At 67.9% G+C, this 18,218-nt stretch carries 21 protein-coding genes; 2 read left to right on the forward strand and 19 right to left on the reverse strand.

The features are described from left to right. Nucleotides 1-10: 10 nt before the first annotated feature. The 19 genes from J2S75_RS13380 to J2S75_RS13470 form a co-directional block, all read right to left on the reverse strand. On the reverse strand, nt 11-454 hold the full coding sequence (locus tag J2S75_RS13380; protein WP_307020368.1) for a low affinity iron permease family protein: 444 nt from the start codon (nt 452-454) through the stop codon (nt 11-13). A 73-nt stretch (nt 455-527) separates the two neighbouring features. Beyond that, nucleotides 528-707 (reverse strand): DUF3008 family protein, encoded by a 180-nt coding sequence (locus tag J2S75_RS13385; protein ID WP_307020369.1) that lies wholly within the window; start codon nt 705-707, stop codon nt 528-530. A gap of 56 nt (nt 708-763) precedes the next feature. Next, nucleotides 764-1,270, reverse strand: coding sequence for a YciE/YciF ferroxidase family protein (locus tag J2S75_RS13390; RefSeq protein WP_307020370.1), 507 nt, complete (start codon nt 1,268-1,270; stop codon nt 764-766). 149 nt (nt 1,271-1,419) lie between these two features. Next, complete coding sequence (locus tag J2S75_RS13395; RefSeq protein ID WP_307020371.1) at nt 1,420-1,869, reverse strand: hypothetical protein; 450 nt, start codon at nt 1,867-1,869, stop codon at nt 1,420-1,422. Nucleotides 1,870-1,941: 72 nt separating this feature from the next. Next, a complete protein-coding gene (locus tag J2S75_RS13400) occupies nt 1,942-2,910 on the reverse strand; it encodes a carbohydrate kinase family protein (protein WP_307020372.1) in 969 nt (322 codons plus the stop codon). 24 nt (nt 2,911-2,934) lie between these two features. Next, a complete protein-coding gene (locus tag J2S75_RS13405; RefSeq protein WP_307020373.1) occupies nt 2,935-4,383 on the reverse strand; it encodes a mannitol dehydrogenase family protein in 1,449 nt (482 codons plus the stop codon). A gap of 94 nt (nt 4,384-4,477) precedes the next feature. Then, nucleotides 4,478-5,485 (reverse strand): ABC transporter ATP-binding protein, encoded by a 1,008-nt coding sequence (locus tag J2S75_RS13410; protein WP_307020374.1) that lies wholly within the window; start codon nt 5,483-5,485, stop codon nt 4,478-4,480. Between the two features lie 10 nt (nt 5,486-5,495). Continuing rightward, a complete protein-coding gene (locus tag J2S75_RS13415) occupies nt 5,496-6,326 on the reverse strand; it encodes a carbohydrate ABC transporter permease (RefSeq protein ID WP_307020375.1) in 831 nt (276 codons plus the stop codon). A gap of 1 nt (nt 6,327) precedes the next feature. After that, on the reverse strand, nt 6,328-7,200 hold the full coding sequence (locus J2S75_RS13420) for a carbohydrate ABC transporter permease (RefSeq protein WP_307020376.1): 873 nt from the start codon (nt 7,198-7,200) through the stop codon (nt 6,328-6,330). Nucleotides 7,201-7,459: 259 nt separating this feature from the next. Next, complete coding sequence (locus J2S75_RS13425; protein WP_370874140.1) at nt 7,460-8,776, reverse strand: ABC transporter substrate-binding protein; 1,317 nt, start codon at nt 8,774-8,776, stop codon at nt 7,460-7,462. Nucleotides 8,777-9,034: 258 nt separating this feature from the next. Further along, nucleotides 9,035-9,988, reverse strand: a complete 954-nt coding sequence (locus tag J2S75_RS13430) for a sugar-binding transcriptional regulator (protein WP_307020378.1) — start codon at nt 9,986-9,988, stop codon at nt 9,035-9,037. After that, nucleotides 9,985-10,683 (reverse strand): HAD-IA family hydrolase, encoded by a 699-nt coding sequence (locus J2S75_RS13435; RefSeq protein WP_307020379.1) that lies wholly within the window; start codon nt 10,681-10,683, stop codon nt 9,985-9,987. The genes J2S75_RS13430 and J2S75_RS13435 overlap by 4 nt, the downstream gene beginning before the upstream one ends. 55 nt (nt 10,684-10,738) lie before the next feature. Further along, nucleotides 10,739-11,701, reverse strand: coding sequence for a dicarboxylate transporter/tellurite-resistance protein TehA (gene tehA / locus J2S75_RS13440; protein WP_307020380.1), 963 nt, complete (start codon nt 11,699-11,701; stop codon nt 10,739-10,741). A gap of 32 nt (nt 11,702-11,733) precedes the next feature. Continuing rightward, complete coding sequence (locus J2S75_RS13445) at nt 11,734-12,150, reverse strand: DUF6691 family protein (protein WP_307020381.1); 417 nt, start codon at nt 12,148-12,150, stop codon at nt 11,734-11,736. 4 nt (nt 12,151-12,154) lie between these two features. Beyond that, a complete protein-coding gene (locus tag J2S75_RS13450) occupies nt 12,155-12,583 on the reverse strand; it encodes a YeeE/YedE family protein (RefSeq protein WP_307020382.1) in 429 nt (142 codons plus the stop codon). 4 nt (nt 12,584-12,587) lie between these two features. After that, nucleotides 12,588-12,923 carry an ArsR/SmtB family transcription factor gene (locus J2S75_RS13455; protein WP_307020383.1) on the reverse strand — a complete coding sequence of 112 codons (336 nt, stop codon included), beginning with the start codon at nt 12,921-12,923 and terminating at the stop codon, nt 12,588-12,590. Nucleotides 12,924-12,943: 20 nt separating this feature from the next. After that, nucleotides 12,944-13,825, reverse strand: coding sequence for an MBL fold metallo-hydrolase (locus tag J2S75_RS13460; RefSeq protein WP_307020384.1), 882 nt, complete (start codon nt 13,823-13,825; stop codon nt 12,944-12,946). A 36-nt stretch (nt 13,826-13,861) separates the two neighbouring features. After that, complete coding sequence (locus tag J2S75_RS13465; RefSeq protein ID WP_307020385.1) at nt 13,862-14,065, reverse strand: YgaP family membrane protein; 204 nt, start codon at nt 14,063-14,065, stop codon at nt 13,862-13,864. Nucleotides 14,066-14,193: 128 nt separating this feature from the next. Next, nucleotides 14,194-15,363 carry a cytochrome-c peroxidase gene (locus tag J2S75_RS13470; RefSeq protein ID WP_307020386.1) on the reverse strand — a complete coding sequence of 390 codons (1,170 nt, stop codon included), beginning with the start codon at nt 15,361-15,363 and terminating at the stop codon, nt 14,194-14,196. Nucleotides 15,364-15,668: 305 nt separating this feature from the next. Here J2S75_RS13470 and J2S75_RS13475 point away from each other — a divergent pair, with 305 nt between their 5' ends. Both J2S75_RS13475 and J2S75_RS13480 read left to right on the forward strand, forming a co-directional pair. After that, on the forward strand, nt 15,669-16,598 hold the full coding sequence (locus J2S75_RS13475; RefSeq protein ID WP_307020387.1) for an alpha/beta fold hydrolase: 930 nt from the start codon (nt 15,669-15,671) through the stop codon (nt 16,596-16,598). Next, on the forward strand, nt 16,595-18,184 hold the full coding sequence (locus J2S75_RS13480; protein ID WP_307020388.1) for a rhodanese-like domain-containing protein: 1,590 nt from the start codon (nt 16,595-16,597) through the stop codon (nt 18,182-18,184). Before J2S75_RS13475 ends, J2S75_RS13480 begins: the two co-directional genes overlap by 4 nt. Nucleotides 18,185-18,218 lie beyond the last annotated feature (34 nt).

Here is an 18,218-nt window from a genome sequence, read left to right on the forward strand (position 1 = left end):
TCGGCGCCCGCTACGCGGCCGGCGGCGCGGAAGCGTCCCCGCGCTCGCTTTCCCCCTCTTCGCGGGCGCGGCGGGCCAGTTCCTCATAATCGGCGCGGATTTTTTCCAGGGTGGTGTCGTCCAGTTCCTCAAGGTCGAGAAGCACGTGCCGCGTGCCCTTGGTGCGGGCGATCAACTCGTCGATCTTGATGTGCAGCGCCGCCGTGTCGCGGTTCTGGCTGTTCTGGATCACGAACACCATCAGGAAGGTGATGATGGTGGTCGATGTGTTGATGATGAGCTGCCAGGTGTCGCCGAAGCCGACAAGGGGGCCCGTAAGCCCCCATAATACGATCAGCCCGGCCGCCGCCGCGAACACCGCCGGCTTTCCGGCCTGGGCCGCAACCCATTGCGAGAAGCGGGTGAACAGCGAACGCTTCGGTTTCCCGGCCGTCGAACGCATAGGGGCACCCATCTGTCGCTTCAAGCGGCGATGAAACGCACCGATGGCGGCGAGGTTCCCCCCGCCGCCGTCAGGCTTGGCCGCGTCAAGCGTGTTCGGGCTTACCCTTGCGCTTGGTGCTGGCGAGTTCGTCCAGCTGCTTCTCGGACATGGATTTCTCCATCGACTTCGAAGCACCCTTCAGGTCGCTCTTGTTCGTCTCGCCGCGCTTGGCGGAGAGCGCCGCGCCGGCGGCCTTCTGCTGTGCTTTGGATTTGGCGGGCATGACAAACCTCCTCCGGGCCGTCCCCCGCCACCTAGGCCGGCGGCAGGGGTGGCCGACTACTCGGCGGCGTGCAGATTGACGCGAGCTTCCGCCAGCTTGGTCAGCTTGGCGTCCGTGTTCTTTTCCTCATCGAGATTCTTGGCGAGCACGCTGGCGCAGTCCGGCCGGCCCAGGAGCTTGGCCCAGGCGACGAGCGTGCCGTAGCGTGCCATTTCATAGTGCTCGACCGCCTGCGCCGCCGCGATGAGGGCGGCGTCCAGAACCTGCTTGTCCGCCACCTCGCCCGAGACTTGCTCCGCCTCGTCGATGATGCCGTCGATCGCCGGGCAGGTCACCGCCTTGGCTTCCACGCCGTGCATCTTGAAAACTTCCTCGACGCGCAGGATGTGCCCCTCGGTTTCGGACAGATGCTGCTGAAAGCCGGCCTTGAGCTGCGGATCGGTCGCCTTCTCGATCATGTTGGGCAGAGAGGAAGCGATCTTCTTCTCCGCATAATAGATGTCGCGCAGGGTATGAACGAAGAGATCGTCCATCGTCTTGATGTCCTTCGAGAACAGACCCATGGTCATTTTCTCCTTGCGGAAAGGTAAAATGGGCAACCTATGGTAACGGCAACCCGCGGGCGGCCCGTTCGGGGCGCGCTCTACTCAACCAACACGTCGCCCGGAATGTCGTTCCCGCCGCTCGCCAAAACGGCAGCGCCTGGGGGCCATCACATCGGCGCCGGCACCGGGTCGCGCGGTGGCAGGTCCATGGGCGGAGCGCTCGGCTCGTCGAGCGGCTCCTCCACCTCCGGCGTGATGTCGGGGTCCTGGTCGGGCGGCAGTGTCGGCTCGTCAATGCCGGGCTCGGGCCGGTCGGAAGGCGGCTCGCGCGGCGGTGCCACGGCGATGACGACGCTGGAAGCGCCGGCGCGGCGCGGCGGCGGCGGCGCCGGCCACGGGTCGCTCACATCAGGGGGGATCGGATCGCGAATGCCGGGCACGTCGGGGTCACGCACCGGCGGCTGCACGGGGTCGTGGATCGGCGCCGGATCGGGGGTGGGGTTCACGTCCGGTACGGGCTGAACGTCCGGCATCGGCGGAACACCCGGCGTGCCGGGCGTGGCGGGGTCGATGACGGCGAAATTCGCTTGCCCGACCGGGGTCTGGCTGGGGGTCATGGAACTCTCCTCCCATTTGCCTGTCCGGGCCAACGCAGCCCGCGGCAAGGGGTTCCGGAGAGTTCGCGCGGCTCAACCCATGCTGGCCAGCTCGTGGCGCCAGGGCGGGTTGGCACCGACGCGCGTCACCGAAAGCGCGGCAGCCTTCACGGCAAAGCCCAGCGCTTCCCCCAGCACCTCGGCGGAGAGGTCAGCCAGCGCCGGCGGCGCCGCCCGCCCACGCTCGACCAGCGCGCAGAGGAAGGCGGCGTTGAAAGTGTCGCCAGCCCCCACCGTGTCGGCCACCGTCACCGCTTCCCCCGGCACTGCGATATCGATCCCCTCGGCAAAGCCGCGCGCGCCCTTCGCCCCCAGCGTGATGAGCACGAGGCGCGGCCCCATGGCGCGGATGCGCTCGGCCTGGGTCGCGATCTCGCCCGGCCCGGTCAGCCAGAACAGATCTTCGTCGGAGAGCTTCACCACATGGCTGAGGGCGATGAGCCGGAACAGGCGGGCGCGATAGGCCACCTCGTCGCGGATGAAACCGGGGCGGATATTGGGGTCGAGCATGATCAGCCGCCCCTGCCCGTCGCCTGCCGTGCGCGCCGCCAGCGCCTCCATGGCCGAGCCGACCGGCTCGTTCACCAGGCTGATGCCGCCGAAGAACAGCAGGCCGACCTCGTCCGGCAGATCGGGAAGGTCTGCCGGAGTGAGCAGGCGCCCGGCCGTGTTTTCGTCGAGAAAGAGATAGCGCGCCTGCCCTTCCACCAGCGTCACGAAGGCAAGCGTCGAGGGCCGGTCGATCGGCGGGCAGAGGCTTGCATCGGCGCCGGCGGCATCGAGCGCCGCGCGCAGCTGCTGCCCGAACATGTCGCTCGACAGCCCGTACCAGAACCGCGTCTTCACGCCCAGCCGCGCGGCTGCGATGGCGGTGTTGAACACCGCCCCGCCCGACAGCGGCAGGAAGGCCTGCCCCTCCGGCGTCGGGCGCGGCACCATGTCGATCAGCGCCTCGCCGGCGCAAAGCAGAACCGGCGCGGCGGGCGGAATGGGCGCGGACATGGGCAACCTCTCGAACGTTCGGCCTCAGCCCGCGAGATAGTCGGTGAGGACCGCGCGGGCGCCCTTCGCCCATAGCGCGCGCAGCGCCTGCGCGAAAGCCACCACGACCTCAGGGTCGCTGCCGAGATCGCCATAGACCTCGCTCATGGCGAGCCAGAGCGCCGGATCGTCCTTGGCCTGCTGCGCGCGAACCGTCAGTTCGCCCCAGTTGGGATCGTTCGGCGCGATCGGCGTGCCGGCGTCGCTCGTCGCGGCGCAGTAGCGGCACCACAGGGCGGATTCGAGAATCAACCCCAGCGGCAGCCGTCCGGCGGCGCGGTTGTCGCGGATCGAGGGGACGATGAATTTCGGCTGGCGGTTGGAGCCGTCGAGGCAGAGGCGGCGCACCGTGTCCGCCACTTCCGGGTTGGCGAAGCGCTCGCGGATGACGGCGTAATAGTCGTGGAGATCGGTGTCCGGCACCGGGGGAACGATGGGGATGATCTCCTCGCGCTCGACCTTGTCGAGGAAGGCGGAGATGAGCGGCTGCTCCATCGCCTCATGCACGAGATCGACATCCATCAGCCCGCCGGGATAGGCGATGATGGCATGGCCGCCATTGAGGATGCGTATTTTCATCGTCTCATAGGCGTGCACATGCTCGGTGAAGACCACGCCCACCTTCTCCAGCGCCGGGCGACCGGCGGGGAAATGGTCCTCCAGCACCCATTGCCGGAACGGCTCGCAGGTGACAGGCACCGGATCGTCGAGGCCGAAGGCGGCCGCCATGGCCCGCTCGCGCGCGCCGGTGGCGGGCGTGATGCGGTCGACCATGCCATTGGGGAAGGCGACATGCGCCTCGACCCAGTCGGCGAAATCGGGGTCGGAAAGCCGCGCCAGCCCCACCACCACCTGCTGTGTTACATGGCCATTGCCGGGAAGGTTGTCGCAGGACATCACGGTGAAGGGCGGCACGCCGGCGGCGCGGCGCCGCTTCAAGGCAGCGAGAATGGCGCCGAAGGCGGTTTCCGGCACGTCAGGACGGGCGGCATCGGCCTGGATATCCGGCGCGCCGGTGTCGAGCCGGCCGGCGGCATCCATGAAATAGCCGCCCTCGGTCACGGTGAGGCTGACAATGCGGATTTCCGGCCGCGCCATGGCGGCGATGAGCGCGCCATTGCCGCGCTCCACGGGCAGAAAATCGATCATCGCACCAATGCGCCGGGCCCGCCGGCCGGTGGGATCGAGTTCGATCACCGTGGACAAGCAGTCCTGCGCCTTCAGCGCGTCGCGCATCGCCGCATCCGCCGGGCGCACCCCGGCGCCGATGATCGCCCAATCATGACCCTCGCCGAGGGCGAAAAGATCGTCGAGATAGACCGCCTGATGGGCGCGGTGGAAATTGCCGAGGCCGATATGGACGATGCCCGGCGTCAGGCGGGTGCGGTCATAGGCGGGGAGCGCGGCGGCGGACGGATGGGCGGGGGTCGTCATGTCTCAGGTCTTCCGGTTGTCGCACCGCTCAGGCAGGCGACGTTGAAGGCGCGGCCGGCGACCGGCCGTGATCTCGGGACGCAGGCGGCGGGGGTCAGACGGCCGGCACGAGTGCCTTGCCCGCCGTATCGAAGCGGTGGAGCTTGTCGGCCTGCGGGGCGAGGCTCACCCGCGTGCCGTGGCGCAGCGGAACATCGCCGCCGACGCGGATATTGATCTGGCCGACGCCTTCGACCTCGACTTTCAGGAAAGTGTCGGAGCCGAGATGCTCGCACAGCCCCACCGTGCCCTTCCACGGCCCGTCCTCTGCGAGGTCGATATGCTCGGGGCGGATGCCGAGCGTGTGCGCGCCATGCTTCTGCGCCTCGGCTCCCTCAATCAGGTTCATCTTGGGGCTGCCGATGAAGCCGGCGACGAACAAATTGGCCGGGGAACGGTAGAGTTCGAGCGGGCTGCCGACCTGCTCAATGCGGCCGGCATTCAGCACCACGATACGGTCGGCCATGGTCATGGCCTCCACCTGATCGTGGGTGACGTAGATCATCGTGGTCCTGAGTGTGTGGTGCAGCTCGGAGATTTCCTGCCGCATGGAAACGCGCAACGCCGCGTCGAGATTGGACAGCGGCTCGTCGAACAGGAACGCCGCCGGCTCGCGCACGATGGCGCGGCCGATGGCGACGCGCTGGCGCTGGCCGCCGGAAAGCTGGCTCGGCTTGCGGTCGAGATAGGGGGTGAGGTTCAGCACCTTCGCCGCCGCCTGCACCTTGCGCTCCTGCTCCTCGGCGGAAACCCCGGCCATGCGCAGCGGGAAGGCAATGTTTTTGCGCACGCTCATATGCGGGTAGAGCGCGTAGCTCTGGAACACCATGGCGAGGCCGCGCTTGGCCGGCGGCAGCTTTGTCGCGTCCTTGCCGTCGATGGAAATGGTGCCGGACGACGTGTCCTCCAGCCCGGCGATCAGGCGCAGCAAAGTGGACTTGCCGCAGCCCGACGGGCCGACGAACACCACGAACTCACCCTCAGGGATGACGAGGTCGATCCCTTGGATGATGGAGACGCCGCCAAAGGACTTGCGGACCTCGGAAAGAACGATCTCGCCCATAAGTCTCTCCCTATTTCACGGCGCCGAAGGTCAGCCCGCGCACGAGCTGCTTCTGGCTGAACCAGCCCAGGATCATGATGGGCGCGATGGCCATGGTGCTGGCCGCGGACAGCTTGGCGTAGAACAGCCCCTCGGGGCTGGAATAGCTGGCGATGAAGGCGGTGAGCGGCGCGGCATTGGCCGCCGTCAGGTTCAGCGTCCAGAAGCTCTCATTCCAGGCGAGGATGACGTTGAGCAGCAGTGTCGAGGCGATGCCCGGCACCGCCATAGGCGTCAGCACATAGAGGATCTCCGAGGACAGGGTCGCCCCGTCCATCCGCGCCGCTTCAAGGATCTCGCCGGGGATTTCCTTGAAATAGGTGTAGAGCATCCAGACAATGATCGGCAGGTTCACCAGGGTGAGCACGATGACGAGACCGGTCTTGGTATCGAGCAGCCCGGTGTCGCGTGCGAGCAGATAGAGCGGCACCAGCACGCCCACCGCCGGCAGCATCTTGGTGGAGAGCATCCACATCAAGAGGTCCTTGGTGCGTTTGCCCGGCACGAAGGCCATGGACCATGCCGCCGGCACGGCGATGATGAGACCAAGCACGGTGGAGCCGAGCGAGATCACCACCGAATTCCAGAAATGCGCGAGATAGTCGGAGCGCTGGTTCACCGTCTCGTAATTCTCCAGCGTCCAGTCGAAGAACAGGAAGGACGGGTGGGAATTGATCGCCTCGCCCTCGGTCTTGAACGAGGTGAGGAAGGTCCACAGGATGGGGAAGAAGATCAGCAGCGCCACGCCCCAGGCGAGGAGGGTGACGGCGGCCTTGCGGCCTTTCGAGACCTCGCGTGCCATCTCATGCCTCCAGATTCTTGCCGATCATCCGCATCAGGAAGATCGCGACGATATTGGCGAGAAGAACCGCGACGATGCCGCCCGCCGAGCCGAGGCCGACATCGAATTGCAGCATGGACTGCATGTAGACGAGGAAGGTGAGCGTGGTGGACGCCGTGCCCGGCCCGCCATTGGTGGTGACGAGAATTTCGGCGAAGACCGACAGCAGGAAAATGGTCTGGATCAGCACCACCACCGTCATCGCCCGCATCAGATGCGGTAAGGTGAGGTGCACGAAGCGCCAGACCGGGCCGGCGCCATCCATTTCGGCCGCTTCCATCTGCTCGCGGTCAAGGCTTTGCAGCGCGGTGAACAGGATCAGCGTCGCGAAGGGCAGCCATTGCCAGGCGACGATGGCGGTGATGGAGGCGAGCGGCGCCGTGGCGAAGAAGTCGATGGGCTGCAGGCCGAGCGTGCGGGCCAGCGCGGCAAAGAGCCCGTTCACCGGGTTCATCAGCATGTTCTTCCAAACCAGCGCGGAAACGCTCGGCATGACGAAGAACGGGGCGATGACGAGGATGCGCACGATCCCCTGCCCCCACATCGGCTGGTCGAGCAGCACCGCCAGCGCGATGCCGCCGACGACGGTGATGACCAGCACGCCGAGGACGAGGGTGAGCGTGTTCACCAGCGCCGGCCAGAAGGCCGGATCGGTGAAGAAGTAATGATAGTTCTCGAAGCCGGTGAATTCTTCCGTCCCTGGCATCAAGAGGTTGAAGCGCAGGAAGGAGAAATAGATGGTCATGCCCAGCGGCACGATCATCCACAGGAGCAGCAGCAGCACCGCCGGGGATAGCATCAGCCGGCCGGCCATGCGCGAGGCTTGCGTCGCCATCTGGGGCCTCCCTTGACCGAGCCGGCCGTCGGCGCCGCGCGCCGGGGGCTCGAAAGCGGAACGAATGATGAGGGGCGGCGCCTGCCGCGCCGACGCCGTGCCCTTCAGGCTTGCGCCCGGGCAAAACTCCCTTGCGGGGGGAGGTCCCGACACGGCGCGGGAGCGGGAGACACCCGCACCGTGTCGGGAAACAGCCCGGCGCGGGCGGGCGCCGGGCGGGCCTGGAGGGAAGCCGCCTGCGCGGCTGCCCGGGAAGCGTCTACTTCTTGGGGTAGCCGGCGCGGGTCATCTCACGGCTGGTGAGCGCCTGCGCGGCGGCCAGCGCCTGGTCGGCAGTCGAAGTCCCGGCCAGCGCGGCCGAGAACTGCTGGCCGACCGCCGTGCCGATCGCCTGGAACTCCGGAATGGCGACGAACTGGCCACCCGTATAGGGCACGGGCTTGTCCGACGGCTTCTGGGTGTTGGCGGCTTCGATGGCGGTCAGCGTCATCTGCGCGAAGGGCGCGACCTTGAGATATTCCGGATTCTTGTAGAGCGAGGTGCGCGTTCCCGGCGGCACATTGGCGATGCCGTCCTTCTCCGCCACCAGCTTCATATAGGCCGGCGAGGTCGCCCAGGCGACGAAGGTCTTGGCGGCTTCCGCCTTGGACGTGGTCGCGGGAATAGCGAGGTTCCACGACCACAGCCAGTTGCCGTGGTTGGCGCCCCCCTTGCGCACCGGCGAGGGCGCGAAGCCCACCTTGTCGGCGACCTGCGATTCCTTGGGATCGGAGATGAAGGACGCCGCCACCGTGGCGTCGATCCACATGCCGCACTTGCCAGTCTGGAACAGCGCGAGATTCTCGTTGAAGCCGTTGGAGGAAGCGCCGGGAGGGCCGTACTGCTTCATCAGGCTCAGATAGGTGTCGAGCGTCTTCTTCCACTCGGGGCCGTTGAACTGCGGCTTCCACTCCATGTCGAACCACGCGCCGCCCATGGAATTGTTCATCGAGGTGAGGAACGCCATGTTCTCGCCCCAGCCGGCCTTGCCGCGCAGGCAGATGCCGTAGATGCCGGCGCCCTTGTCGGTCATCTTCTGGGCGGCGTCAGCGATGAAGTCCCAATCGGGATTCTCCGGCATTTTCAGCCCCGCCTTCGCCAGAAGGTCGGTGCGGTACATCAGCATGGAGCTTTCGGCGTAGAACGGCACGGCGTGCAACTTGCCGTCGACGGTGAGGCCCTGCGCCACCGGCGGCAGCAGATCCGCCTGGTCGTAATCGGCGCCGAGGTTTTCCAGCGGCATCAGCCAGCCCTGCTTGGCCCAGATCGGCACTTCGTAATTGCCGATGGTCAGCACGTCATACTGGCCGCCCTTGGAGGCGATGTCGGTGGTCACGCGCTGGCGCAGCACATTCTCTTCCAGCGTCACCCAGTTGACCTTGATGTCGGGGTGAAGGGCGTTGAACTCGGGCGTCAGCCGCTGCATGCGGATCATGTCGCCATTGTTCACGGTGGCGACGGTGATGGTGGTCTGCGCCGAGGCCGAACCCATCAGGGCCAGCAGCAGCGAGGCGCCCGCGAGGGGGCGGAATGTCACGGTCATGGCTGTCCTCCCGTTCGGCGTTCTATGAGCAAATAATCGCCGTATGGGCAAATACTCACGCGCGCCTCGGCGAGCGTCAAGCGTTTTCGATGCTGCAACCGCGAAGACGGCGGCCCGCCTTCGGACGAAAGTGCAGCGAATTCTGGTATTATATCAGGAGTTTACGCTAGTTAGCACACATCCCGCCGCCGCCTCGGCACATGGCCGATGCCGCAGGTGGCTCACATGCGCGGCGGAGGACGCGGCGCCGGCTCAGCCGGCGAGAATCCCGGCAGCGGTCGGCTCGTCGGTGACGAGGCCGTTGATGATGCCCGAGGTCAGCGCCGCCCGCAGGGCGACGATCTTCTGCGACCCGGCGGCAATGCCGATCACCGGCCGCGACGGCGTCGCGATCTCCACCCGCACGCCGGTGAGGCGGGCATTGAGCGCGAGGTCGAGATAGCGCCCCTGGCGATCATAGATCCACCCGGCGACCTCGCCGGCAGCGCCGGCGCGCTGAATCTCGTGCAGTTCGTCGGCGGTGAGGAAGCCGTCGGTCATCAGCGGCGCATCCTCGCTCATCTGGCCGACGCCGACGAAGGTCACGTCCGCCGCCTGCGCCAGTCCCCGCACCTTGCGCACCGCGCCGAGCGACTGGAGCGTGCGGTTCTCCTCGACCGAATCGACCAGCACCGGCACCGGCATCGGGTAGTGCGGCGCCCGCACCTTCTCGGCGAGGCGCATGATGACCTCGAAATAGGAGGCCGAGCCGTCGAGCGCGATATTGCCGAGCAGCGAGACGAGCCGGTGCTGGGGCGCCTCCACCGGGCCCACCGCGTCCACCATGCCGCGCAGCGCCCGCCCCGTGCCGAGGGCAATGACGCGCGAGCCGCTCTCCGCCAGCACGCGCTCCATCTCCTCCGCCGCCGCCGGGGCGATGGAGCGGACGGGATCGCGCGCCGGGCCGAGGCCGGGCATCACCCGGCAGCGCACGAGGCCGAAACGTTCGCGCAGCGCCGCTTCCAACTCGACGCAACGGGCGAGATGATGGTTGAGCCGGACATGGATCAGCCCCGCCCCCACCGCCCGGCTGACAAGGCGCTGCGCGCGCTGGCGCGACAGCCCCATCTCGGCGGCGATCTGGTCCTGGGTCAGGCCGCCGACATAATAAAGCCAGGCGGCACGGGCGGCCTGGTCGTCAATCGGGGCATCGAGGTCGCTCGTCATGCTCGGTTCGCGTCTGCCGCGCCAGCCGGCGCGTGGAAAAGGTCGGCCCTCGCCACCCGGAGGGACGCGAAGCTGTCGAAACGTCGGTGCGGAATTACCCCGTCGGGAAGCGGCATGTCCATCGCCGCGAAATGCCCGCCGCCGACGAAATGCCAAACCTCCATGCCGGCGGCAAGTCCGGCCGCCACCCCGGCTGCGCTGTCCTCCATCACCACGCAGGCGGCCGGATCGGCGCCCATGCGCGCGGCGGCGTGCAGAAACAGGTCCGGCGCCGGCTTGCCGCGCGCGACCTCGGAGGCGGTGAAAGCCCGGCCGGCGAACACGCCGTCGAGGCCGACCAGGCGAAGGGAGGCGGCAAGGCGCGGCGGGCTCGACGAGGTGGCAAGACAGAACGGCACGTTGAGAGCCGCCAGCGCCTCCACCGCCCCCGGCATCGGCAGCAACCCGGCCTCGAAGGAGGCCAGCAGGCGGTGGCGGTAGTCATCCTCGAAGGAGGCGGCAAGCTCCGTGCCGAACCGCGCCCTCACCTCGGCGCGGATGACGGTATGGGCACGGCCGATGAAATGACGCGCCACGAAGGCCAGGTCGACGGCGATGCCGTGACAGGCGAGCGCATCGATCAGCGCGCGGGCAGCGAGCACCTCGCTGTCGATCAGCACGCCGTCGCAATCGAAGATGAGGAGCGCGGGCCGCATGCGAGCGGTCTAGCCCTCCGCCCGTCCGCCGTCCAGCGGCGGCTTATGCGCGGGCTCAGGCGGGCTTGGGCAGCAGCCGGCCGCGCAACAGCTGCCAGAAGCTGTGCGCCGAGGCGAGCGCGACCACGCCGGTGGCGAGGGCGAGCAGGAAGGGCGCCAGCAGCGCCAGGGCGCCCGTCTCGCCGCGTCCCACCAATTGCAGCGTCGCGGTGGCCAGCGCGGTAAGGCCGAAGGTGAAGGCCCAATAGGCAGGCGACAGCGGCTGGCGCAGGATCCACGGCAGCAGCCGGGCGATGAGCAACAATTGCAGCAGCCCGTAGCCGAGCAGCGCCCGGGCGAAAATGTCCGGTCCGCTATTCGTGAGGCTGAGATAGGTGACAGCGCCAACCACGGGCGGAGCGAGTTGGATGCCCAGCGTCGGCCGCTGCGCCGGCGCCAGCGCCGCCCCGTGCTGGAAACGGTTCAGCAGAACGGATTCCATCGCCAGCCAGGAGAACAGGCCGGCGCCGAAGGCGAGTTGCCCCCAGTCGCGGAAACCGAGCACGCCGCAGGCGGTGCCGGTGACGAAACTGCCCGCCACCAGCGGCAGGTACATCACCGGCGTCGCCGCTGCCGGATCGCGCTCGCCGCGCCACAGATCGCCCGTCCGCCAGATGCCGAAGCCTACGGTAAAGGCGGCACCGGCCAGGAGGAGCACGACGGCCAAGTCCCGCGCATAAGGCGCCGCGCCGATGCTGACCAGCAGCGTCGCCACGCCGGCGAGCCCGACGAAGCCGGACTGCACGGGGTGGCCGAGTTCCGCCAGCGCCGCCGGGCGGGCGAGCCCCCATTTCAGCACATAGAGCGGCAGCAGCACCGCCCAGACGAGGGCGCCCGCCGCCATGACCGCCTCGCCGATGAAGGATGGCACGCCCCAGACGTGATGCGCCGCGCGCCAGCTTCCGCCCAGCCCGCACAGGCCAAGCACCATGCCGAAGAAGGAAACCGGCACAATCGGCAAAACGCTGTTCTCCCGCATGGCGCACTCCCCCGGCACCGGTAAACCGCTCGTCAGACGTTGCGCTCGGCAAGAAGACGCGCCGCCCACATGCCGGCGAGCATCGCGGGTACGAAAGCCAGCGTGCCGGGCGCCGCGAGGCTGAGCGCGGTGAAGGCCGGGCCGGGACAGAAGCCGCCCAGCCCCCAGCCAATGCCGAACAGTGCCGGCCCGACGATCAGCCTTGCGTCGATATCGGTGCGGGTGGGCAGCTGGAATCGCGGAGCCAGCAACGGCCTCTCGCGCGCCAGCACCAGCCGGAAGCCGATAAAGGCGACCAGCACCGCCCCGCCCATGACGAAGGCGAGCGAGGGATCGAACGTGCCGGCGAGGTCGAGGAAATTCAGCACCTTGGCCGGGTTGCTCATGCCGGACACGATGAGCCCGACGCCGAACAGCAGGCCGAGGGCGAGATTGACGAGGATCGACATCGCCTCAGCCTCCGATCACATGGCGGGCGACATAGACGGTGGCGAAACCCGCCGCCATGAACACGCCGGTGGCCATGAGGGAGCGCCGCGACAGCCGCGCCAGCCCGCACACGCCATGGCCGGAGGTGCAGCCCGAACCCCACACCGAGCCGAAGCCGACCAGCAGGCCCGCCACCGCCATCAGCAGGAGATTGGACGACACGGTCTGCACCACTCCTTCGCCGGTTGCGGCGGCATAGAGCAGAGGCGCGGCGACGAGACCGACAATGAAGGCGAGGCGCCCTGCCAAGAGCCTGTCGCCATAGGGCGGAAACAGCCGGCTGGCGATGCCGCTGATGCCGGCGATCCGGCCCTCCGCCAGCAGCAGCAGCACGGCGCTGAGCCCGATCAGGGCGCCGCCGATGAAGGAGGCAAAGGGGGTGAAGTCGGTCATGATCCTATCGCGTGGTTTCGGCCGCGTGCGGCGCGCAGAACAGGGCGTGCATGGTGGCGATGAAGGTTTCCACCCGTGGGTCGGCGAGGCGATAGAAGACCTGCTTGCCCTCCTTGCGCCCGACGATCAGCCCCGCTTCCCGCAGCCCGGCGATCTGCTGCGACAGGCCGGGCTGGCGGATGCCGAGCAGATCCTCCAATTCGCGCACCGAACGCTCGCCCTGCACGAGCGCGCAGGCGACCATAAGCCGGTCAGGGTTGGACAGGGTCTTGAGAAAGGCCGAAGCCTCCCCCACCCTGGCCTTCATGTCCGCGATCTCGGTGGACGGCGTATCGAGCATCGTGTCGTTCCCGGATGGCGTCAGTCCCAGACGGCGCCCTTGAGCAGGTCGAGCGGAATCTTGAGATAGCGTACCCCGTTCGATTCCGGCAGCGGCAGTTGGCCCCCATTGGTGTTGATCTGCAGCGACTGCAGGATCAGCTTCGGCATGGCAAGGCTGCGGTCGCGCGCCTCGCGGATGGCGACGAAGGCGTCCTCGTTCCGGCAGCGCGCCATGTGGATATTGCCCGCCTTCTGTTCGGCGACGGTGGATTCCCACAAGGGTTCGCGACCACCCGGCTGGTAGTCATGCCCGGTGAACAGGCGGGTCTCGTCCGGCAGCGCCAGAATGGCCTGGATCGAATTCCACAGCACACGAGCGCTGCCGCCGGGGAAATCCGCCCGCGCGGTGCCGCTGTCGGGCATGAACAGCGTGTCGTGGACGAAAGCGGCATCGCCGATGACATAGGTGATCGAAGCCAGCGTGTGCCCGGGCGAGAACATCACCCGGGCATTGATGCCGCCCACCATGAACGTGTCGCCGTCAGCGAACAGCCGGTCCCATTGCGAGCCGTCGGTGGGGAAGTCCGGCCAGTTGTAGAAGCCCTTCCAGAGCCTCTGCACGTCCTTCACCCGTTCGCCGATCGCCGTCGGCGCGCCGGTCTTCTCCTTGAGATAGTGCGCGGCGGAGAAGTGGTCGGCGTGGGGGTGGGTGTCGAGAATCCACTCCACCGCGTAGCCCCGCTCGCGCACGAAAGCGAGAAGGCGGTCGGCGTTGAAGGTGGCGGTCTGGCCCGACTTCTCGTCGAAATCGTGCACGGGATCGATAATGGCGCATGCCTTCGTCGCCGGATCGGCGACGACATACTGGATCGACCAGGTGCGCGGGTCGAAGAAGCCGGTCACTTCGGGCTTTTGCGTCATGGCGGGCTCCTTGACGTCAACCGGCATCGGCCGGTCTCACTTGCGCCCGGCGAGCGGACAGGTGGAGAAGCCGAACACGGAATAAAGCGGGCAATTGCCCATCAGCGCGGTCAGCAGCGGCACGACGCCGATAAGGCCGACCCACCGCAGATCGCCTTCCAGCACGAAAATCAGCGAGAGCAGGACGAGGCCGAGGACGATGCGAACGGCCTTGTCGATGGGTCCGATGTTGCGGGTCATGGCGGGTTTCCTGAGCGCGGCAGGTCCGTTCCTGCCACTCTCTATCTATAACTATTGCATTAAATTGCAATCGTTATATCGCAAGTATAAATGCGTAAACCTCCCCCCTATCGCTGCCGCCTCTCTCTTCAGCGGGCGGCGGCAGAGGGCTCCAGCAGCGGCTCCAGCCGCTGGTCGGTCAGCGTCTTCAGGAAGGCGACCAGCGCGTCGATGCGGCGGTCGTCGAGGGCGGGACCGCTTTCAAGCTCGGTGAGCGACAGCGTGCCGGCGATCTCCGGCGGGGCCCATGGCTCGCCGGTCTCAGGGTTGATCTGGCGCCCCGGCGCCGTCGAATTGTACTTGTTGTAGAACAGGATCACCGTCCTCAGATCCTTGAAGACGCCATTGTGCATATAGGGGCCCGTCACCGCGACATTGCGCAGGCTCGGAACCTTGAACTGGCCGTCATGGGCACGAGCCGACGCCGCCTTGCCTGTCTTGCGCCGCTTCATGTCGGCCCGCGCCGCCAGGCCCCGATCCGCCGGCACGGCAAGCTCCGGGTTGGCTGGGGTGCCGATATTGTGGAAGCGATAATTTGAGAAGGTCTCGCCCTCCCCGCCACTCGGGGTGAGCTTGTGGCACTGGCCGCAATTGGTGAACTGGTTGGAGAAGAACAGCACCCGGCCCAGTTCCTCCTGCGGGGTAAGCGTGGCGGCGCCACGCAGGAAACGGTCATAGCGGGAATTGAAGGGCGAGACGGCGGTGCTCCGCTCATAGGCCGCCAGCGCCTGCTCCAGCGCGGCGAAGGCGCGGGCATCATCGTCGAAAACCTCCGGGCCAAAGGCGGCGCGAAAAGCGTCGACATAGGCGGGCTTCTCCTTCAGCCGGGCGACCACGCTCGCCTTGTCGGGCATTCCCATCTCGACCGGGTTAAGCAGCGGTTGGCCCGCCTGCGCTTCCAGCGTCGCGGCGCGGCCGTCCCAGAACTGGCCGCCGATCGGATTTCCCCTGGCGTCGGAGCCGAAGGCGGGCGCGTAGCCGGCATAGCCGACGCTCGGCGCGTTACGGACCCCGCGCGAGACCCCGTCATCGCCCAGCGACACCGGCCCGCCGCGCGAATCGGCGAAGCCTCGGGCGGGATCGTGGCAGGCGGCGCAGGACTGGGTGCGGTGACGCGAGAGATCGACATCGAAAAACAGCGCCTCGCCCAGCCGCACACGGGCCTCCGTGTCCGGCCCGCCAAGCTCCCCGGCCCACACCATCGAGGCGAGCGGTTGCAGGGCAATAAGGGCCGCCAGCACAGCCTTGGAGGGTTTCATGATCGGCCACCATGCCGAAGGGAACGTTACGCCCGACGCTTGTCCTGCCGGACGAGGCACCGCACGATTGGACATTCTGACCTACCGGCCCGCCGGCCTCGCCGTCATCCGTAGGATTGCTGGGTCGACATGAAGGGCGCGCCGCTCGTTGGAAGGGCGCCCGCGTGGTCGACAATCCGAACCTTGCCATCAGTTCGTCGCCAAATTGGCGCTGCCTGCGCAATGCTCTTGCCTTTCGTAGCCATATTGTTGACAGTTGGCACAATGCGGACAGCGAAGTCCGATCCCTTGCGAGGAAGCGCCCAATGGAAGTCGCCGAAGCCATTCCCGAACTCGTTCCCACCACACGGCTGATGGAGGGCTTCACCTTCCAGCGCATCACGACGCGCGGCGCCGAGATCAATGTCGCCACCGCCGGCGAGGGACCGCCGCTGCTGCTCATCCATGGCAACCCGCTCACCCTGGTCAGCTGGCATAAGGTGGCGCCCTCGCTGGCCCGCGACTTCACCGTCGTCGCCATCGACATGCGCGGCTATGGCGATAGCTCCAAGCCCGAGGGCGGCGAGGACCATTCCGGCTATTCCTTCCGCGCCATTGGCGAGGATGCGTTCGAAGTGATGGACGCGCTCGGGCATCAGCGCTTCGCCGTCGCCGGCCATGATCGCGGCGCCCGCGTCGGCTTCCGCATGGCGCTCGACCGGCCGGAGCGCATCACCCGCTATGCCGCGCTCGACATCGTCCCGACCCACCATGTGCTGAACAACATCACGCTCGGCTGGGCGCGCGAGAGCTATCACTGGTTCTTCATGGCGCAGAAGGCGCCCTTCCCGGAGAACCTGCTCGGCGCCGATCTCGACTATTACATGCGCTACAAGCTCAACAAGAAAGGCGTGGGGCTGGAGATCTTCACACCCGAGGCAATGGCGGAATATATACGCTGCGCCACCAAAGAGCAGATCCACGCCGTGTGCGAGGATTACCGCGCCACCATCACCGTCGATCTCGACATGGACACGGCCGACTATGGCAAGCGCAAGATCGCCTGCCCGACAATGGTCATCTGGGGCACCAACAGCCATTGCGGGCGCCACTTCAAGCCGGTCGAGGCATGGTCGGAATGGGCGGACGATCTTGTCGGTCTTCCCGTCCCCACCGGCCACTACCCCGCCGAACACCGGCCGGACCTTATCTACTCCGCCTTCTACCGCTTCTTCCGCGGTGAGAAGGTGACATGAGCGCCGCCCCCCAGACGCCGGCGGCGGCGAAAGCGCGCCTGCATGAAGGCGGGGAAATCGCCTTTCTCGATATTCGAGAGGCGGCGGCGTTCGGCGAAGGGCATCCGCTCTTCGCCGTGCCCTGCCCGTTCAGCCGGCTGGAGGCCTCCGCCCTCGCGCTGGTCCCGCGCGCCGACTGTCCGATCCTGCTGATCGACGACGGCGACGGCACCGCCGAGAACGCCGCGCGGCGGCTCACCGCCTGCGGCTATACTGACCTCTCCTATGTCGCGGGCGGGCTTCCTGCCTGGGCGGCGGCGGGGTTCGGCGTCTTTGCCGGCGTCAATGTGCCGAGCAAGACGCTGGGCGAGTTGCTGGAGCACGACCACCGCCCGGCGATGATCGATGCCGCCACGCTCGCCGGCTGGCGCCGTGAGGGGCGCCCGCACAGCTTTTTCGACGCCCGCCCACCGGCGGAATACGCCAAGATGCGGATCGAGGGCGCGCGCTGTCTGCCGAATGGCGAACTCGCCCACCGCCTCGGTGCGGCCGTGGCGGACGCGGCGACGCCGATCGTCATCACCTGCGCCGGCCGCACACGCGGCATTGTCGGGGCGCTGACGCTGCGCGCCATCGGCGTTCCCAACCCGGTCTATGCGCTGGAAAACGGCACGCAGGGCTGGGCCCTCGCCGACCTGCCGCTCGACCGGGGCGCGCAGGCCGATCCGCTCCCGGCGCTTGATGCGGCTCAGGCGCAGGCGAGCCGTGACCGCGCCCGCCACCTCGCCCGCGCCGCGCAGCTTGCGCGCATCACCGTGGCGGAGGCGGAACGGCTTCTGGCCGAGCCCGGCCGCACGCCCTTCCTGTTCGACCTGCGCAGCGCCGAGGAGCGGGCGGCGCGGCCGGCGCCCGGCGCCGTTCCGGTGCTTGCCGGCCAGCTCATTCAGGCCACCGACCAGTATGTCGGCGTGCGCCATGCCCGCCTCATCCTGATGGACGATACCGGACTGCGCGCCGCGCTCGCCGGCCTTTTCCTGCGCGCCCTCGGCTTTGAGGTGCTGGTGCTGGCGCTCGACGAGGCGCCGGACGCCGCCATCCCGCACGTTCCGCCCCCCGCGCTTCGAGCACCGGCCCAGCCGCCGGTGGTCGAGGCACGGTCCGCATGGAGCCTCGCCCAGACCGGCGTGCCGGTGCTGGATCTGCGCGCCTCCGCCGAGTGGGAGACGTGGCGGCTCGACGGCGCGCGCTGGGTGCTGCGCGGCGAGCTCCCCGGCGTGCTGGCCAAGGGCGTGCGCCGGGTGATCCTGCTCGGCGATGCCGTCGCCGTCGCAGCGGCGGCCGAGGATCTGCGGGAGGCAGGCATCGCCGCCACCTGGCTCCGCGCTGACGCGGAAGCCTGCGCGCAGGCCGGCTGGCCAGTGGACCGCGCGCGCCGGCGCATGAGCCGGGAGGAGGCCCGCGACCGCGTCTGGTTCGTCCATGACCGCCATGACGGCAATCGGGAAGCCTCCCGGCAATATCTCGCCTGGGAGATGGGCCTCGTGAACCAGCTCGACGAGGCCGAGCGCGCCGCCTTCGGCTGGGTGCCCATCGGCGCGCCGCCCTGAGCCTTCGCGGCCAGTTCCTTCCCCACGGTTCGCC

It is taken from the genome of Ancylobacter polymorphus, assembly GCF_030813495.1.
GTDB classification, from domain to species: domain Bacteria; phylum Pseudomonadota; class Alphaproteobacteria; order Rhizobiales; family Xanthobacteraceae; genus Ancylobacter; species Ancylobacter polymorphus.

Excerpts from the sequence above, each read along its gene's own strand:
- J2S75_RS13380 (WP_307020368.1), bottom strand. The coding sequence starts at position 454 with ATGGGTGCCCCTATGCGTTCGACGGCCGGGAAACCGAAGCGTTCGCTG.
- J2S75_RS13385 (WP_307020369.1), bottom strand. The coding sequence starts at position 707 with ATGCCCGCCAAATCCAAAGCACAGCAGAAGGCCGCCGGCGCGGCGCTC.
- J2S75_RS13390 (WP_307020370.1), bottom strand. The coding sequence starts at position 1,270 with ATGGGTCTGTTCTCGAAGGACATCAAGACGATGGACGATCTCTTCGTT.
- J2S75_RS13395 (WP_307020371.1), bottom strand. The coding sequence starts at position 1,869 with ATGACCCCCAGCCAGACCCCGGTCGGGCAAGCGAATTTCGCCGTCATC.
- J2S75_RS13400 (WP_307020372.1), bottom strand. The coding sequence starts at position 2,910 with ATGTCCGCGCCCATTCCGCCCGCCGCGCCGGTTCTGCTTTGCGCCGGC.
- J2S75_RS13405 (WP_307020373.1), bottom strand. The coding sequence starts at position 4,383 with ATGACGACCCCCGCCCATCCGTCCGCCGCCGCGCTCCCCGCCTATGAC.
- J2S75_RS13410 (WP_307020374.1), bottom strand. The coding sequence starts at position 5,485 with ATGGGCGAGATCGTTCTTTCCGAGGTCCGCAAGTCCTTTGGCGGCGTC.
- J2S75_RS13415 (WP_307020375.1), bottom strand. The coding sequence starts at position 6,326 with ATGGCACGCGAGGTCTCGAAAGGCCGCAAGGCCGCCGTCACCCTCCTC.
- J2S75_RS13420 (WP_307020376.1), bottom strand. The coding sequence starts at position 7,200 with ATGGCGACGCAAGCCTCGCGCATGGCCGGCCGGCTGATGCTATCCCCG.
- J2S75_RS13430 (WP_307020378.1), bottom strand. The coding sequence starts at position 9,988 with ATGACGAGCGACCTCGATGCCCCGATTGACGACCAGGCCGCCCGTGCC.
- J2S75_RS13435 (WP_307020379.1), bottom strand. The coding sequence starts at position 10,683 with ATGCGGCCCGCGCTCCTCATCTTCGATTGCGACGGCGTGCTGATCGAC.
- tehA (WP_307020380.1), bottom strand. The coding sequence starts at position 11,701 with ATGCGGGAGAACAGCGTTTTGCCGATTGTGCCGGTTTCCTTCTTCGGC.
- J2S75_RS13445 (WP_307020381.1), bottom strand. The coding sequence starts at position 12,150 with ATGTCGATCCTCGTCAATCTCGCCCTCGGCCTGCTGTTCGGCGTCGGG.
- J2S75_RS13450 (WP_307020382.1), bottom strand. The coding sequence starts at position 12,583 with ATGACCGACTTCACCCCCTTTGCCTCCTTCATCGGCGGCGCCCTGATC.
- J2S75_RS13455 (WP_307020383.1), bottom strand. The coding sequence starts at position 12,923 with ATGCTCGATACGCCGTCCACCGAGATCGCGGACATGAAGGCCAGGGTG.
- J2S75_RS13460 (WP_307020384.1), bottom strand. The coding sequence starts at position 13,825 with ATGACGCAAAAGCCCGAAGTGACCGGCTTCTTCGACCCGCGCACCTGG.
- J2S75_RS13465 (WP_307020385.1), bottom strand. The coding sequence starts at position 14,065 with ATGACCCGCAACATCGGACCCATCGACAAGGCCGTTCGCATCGTCCTC.
- J2S75_RS13470 (WP_307020386.1), bottom strand. The coding sequence starts at position 15,363 with ATGAAACCCTCCAAGGCTGTGCTGGCGGCCCTTATTGCCCTGCAACCG.
- J2S75_RS13475 (WP_307020387.1), top strand. The coding sequence starts at position 15,669 with ATGGAAGTCGCCGAAGCCATTCCCGAACTCGTTCCCACCACACGGCTG.
- J2S75_RS13480 (WP_307020388.1), top strand. The coding sequence starts at position 16,595 with ATGAGCGCCGCCCCCCAGACGCCGGCGGCGGCGAAAGCGCGCCTGCAT.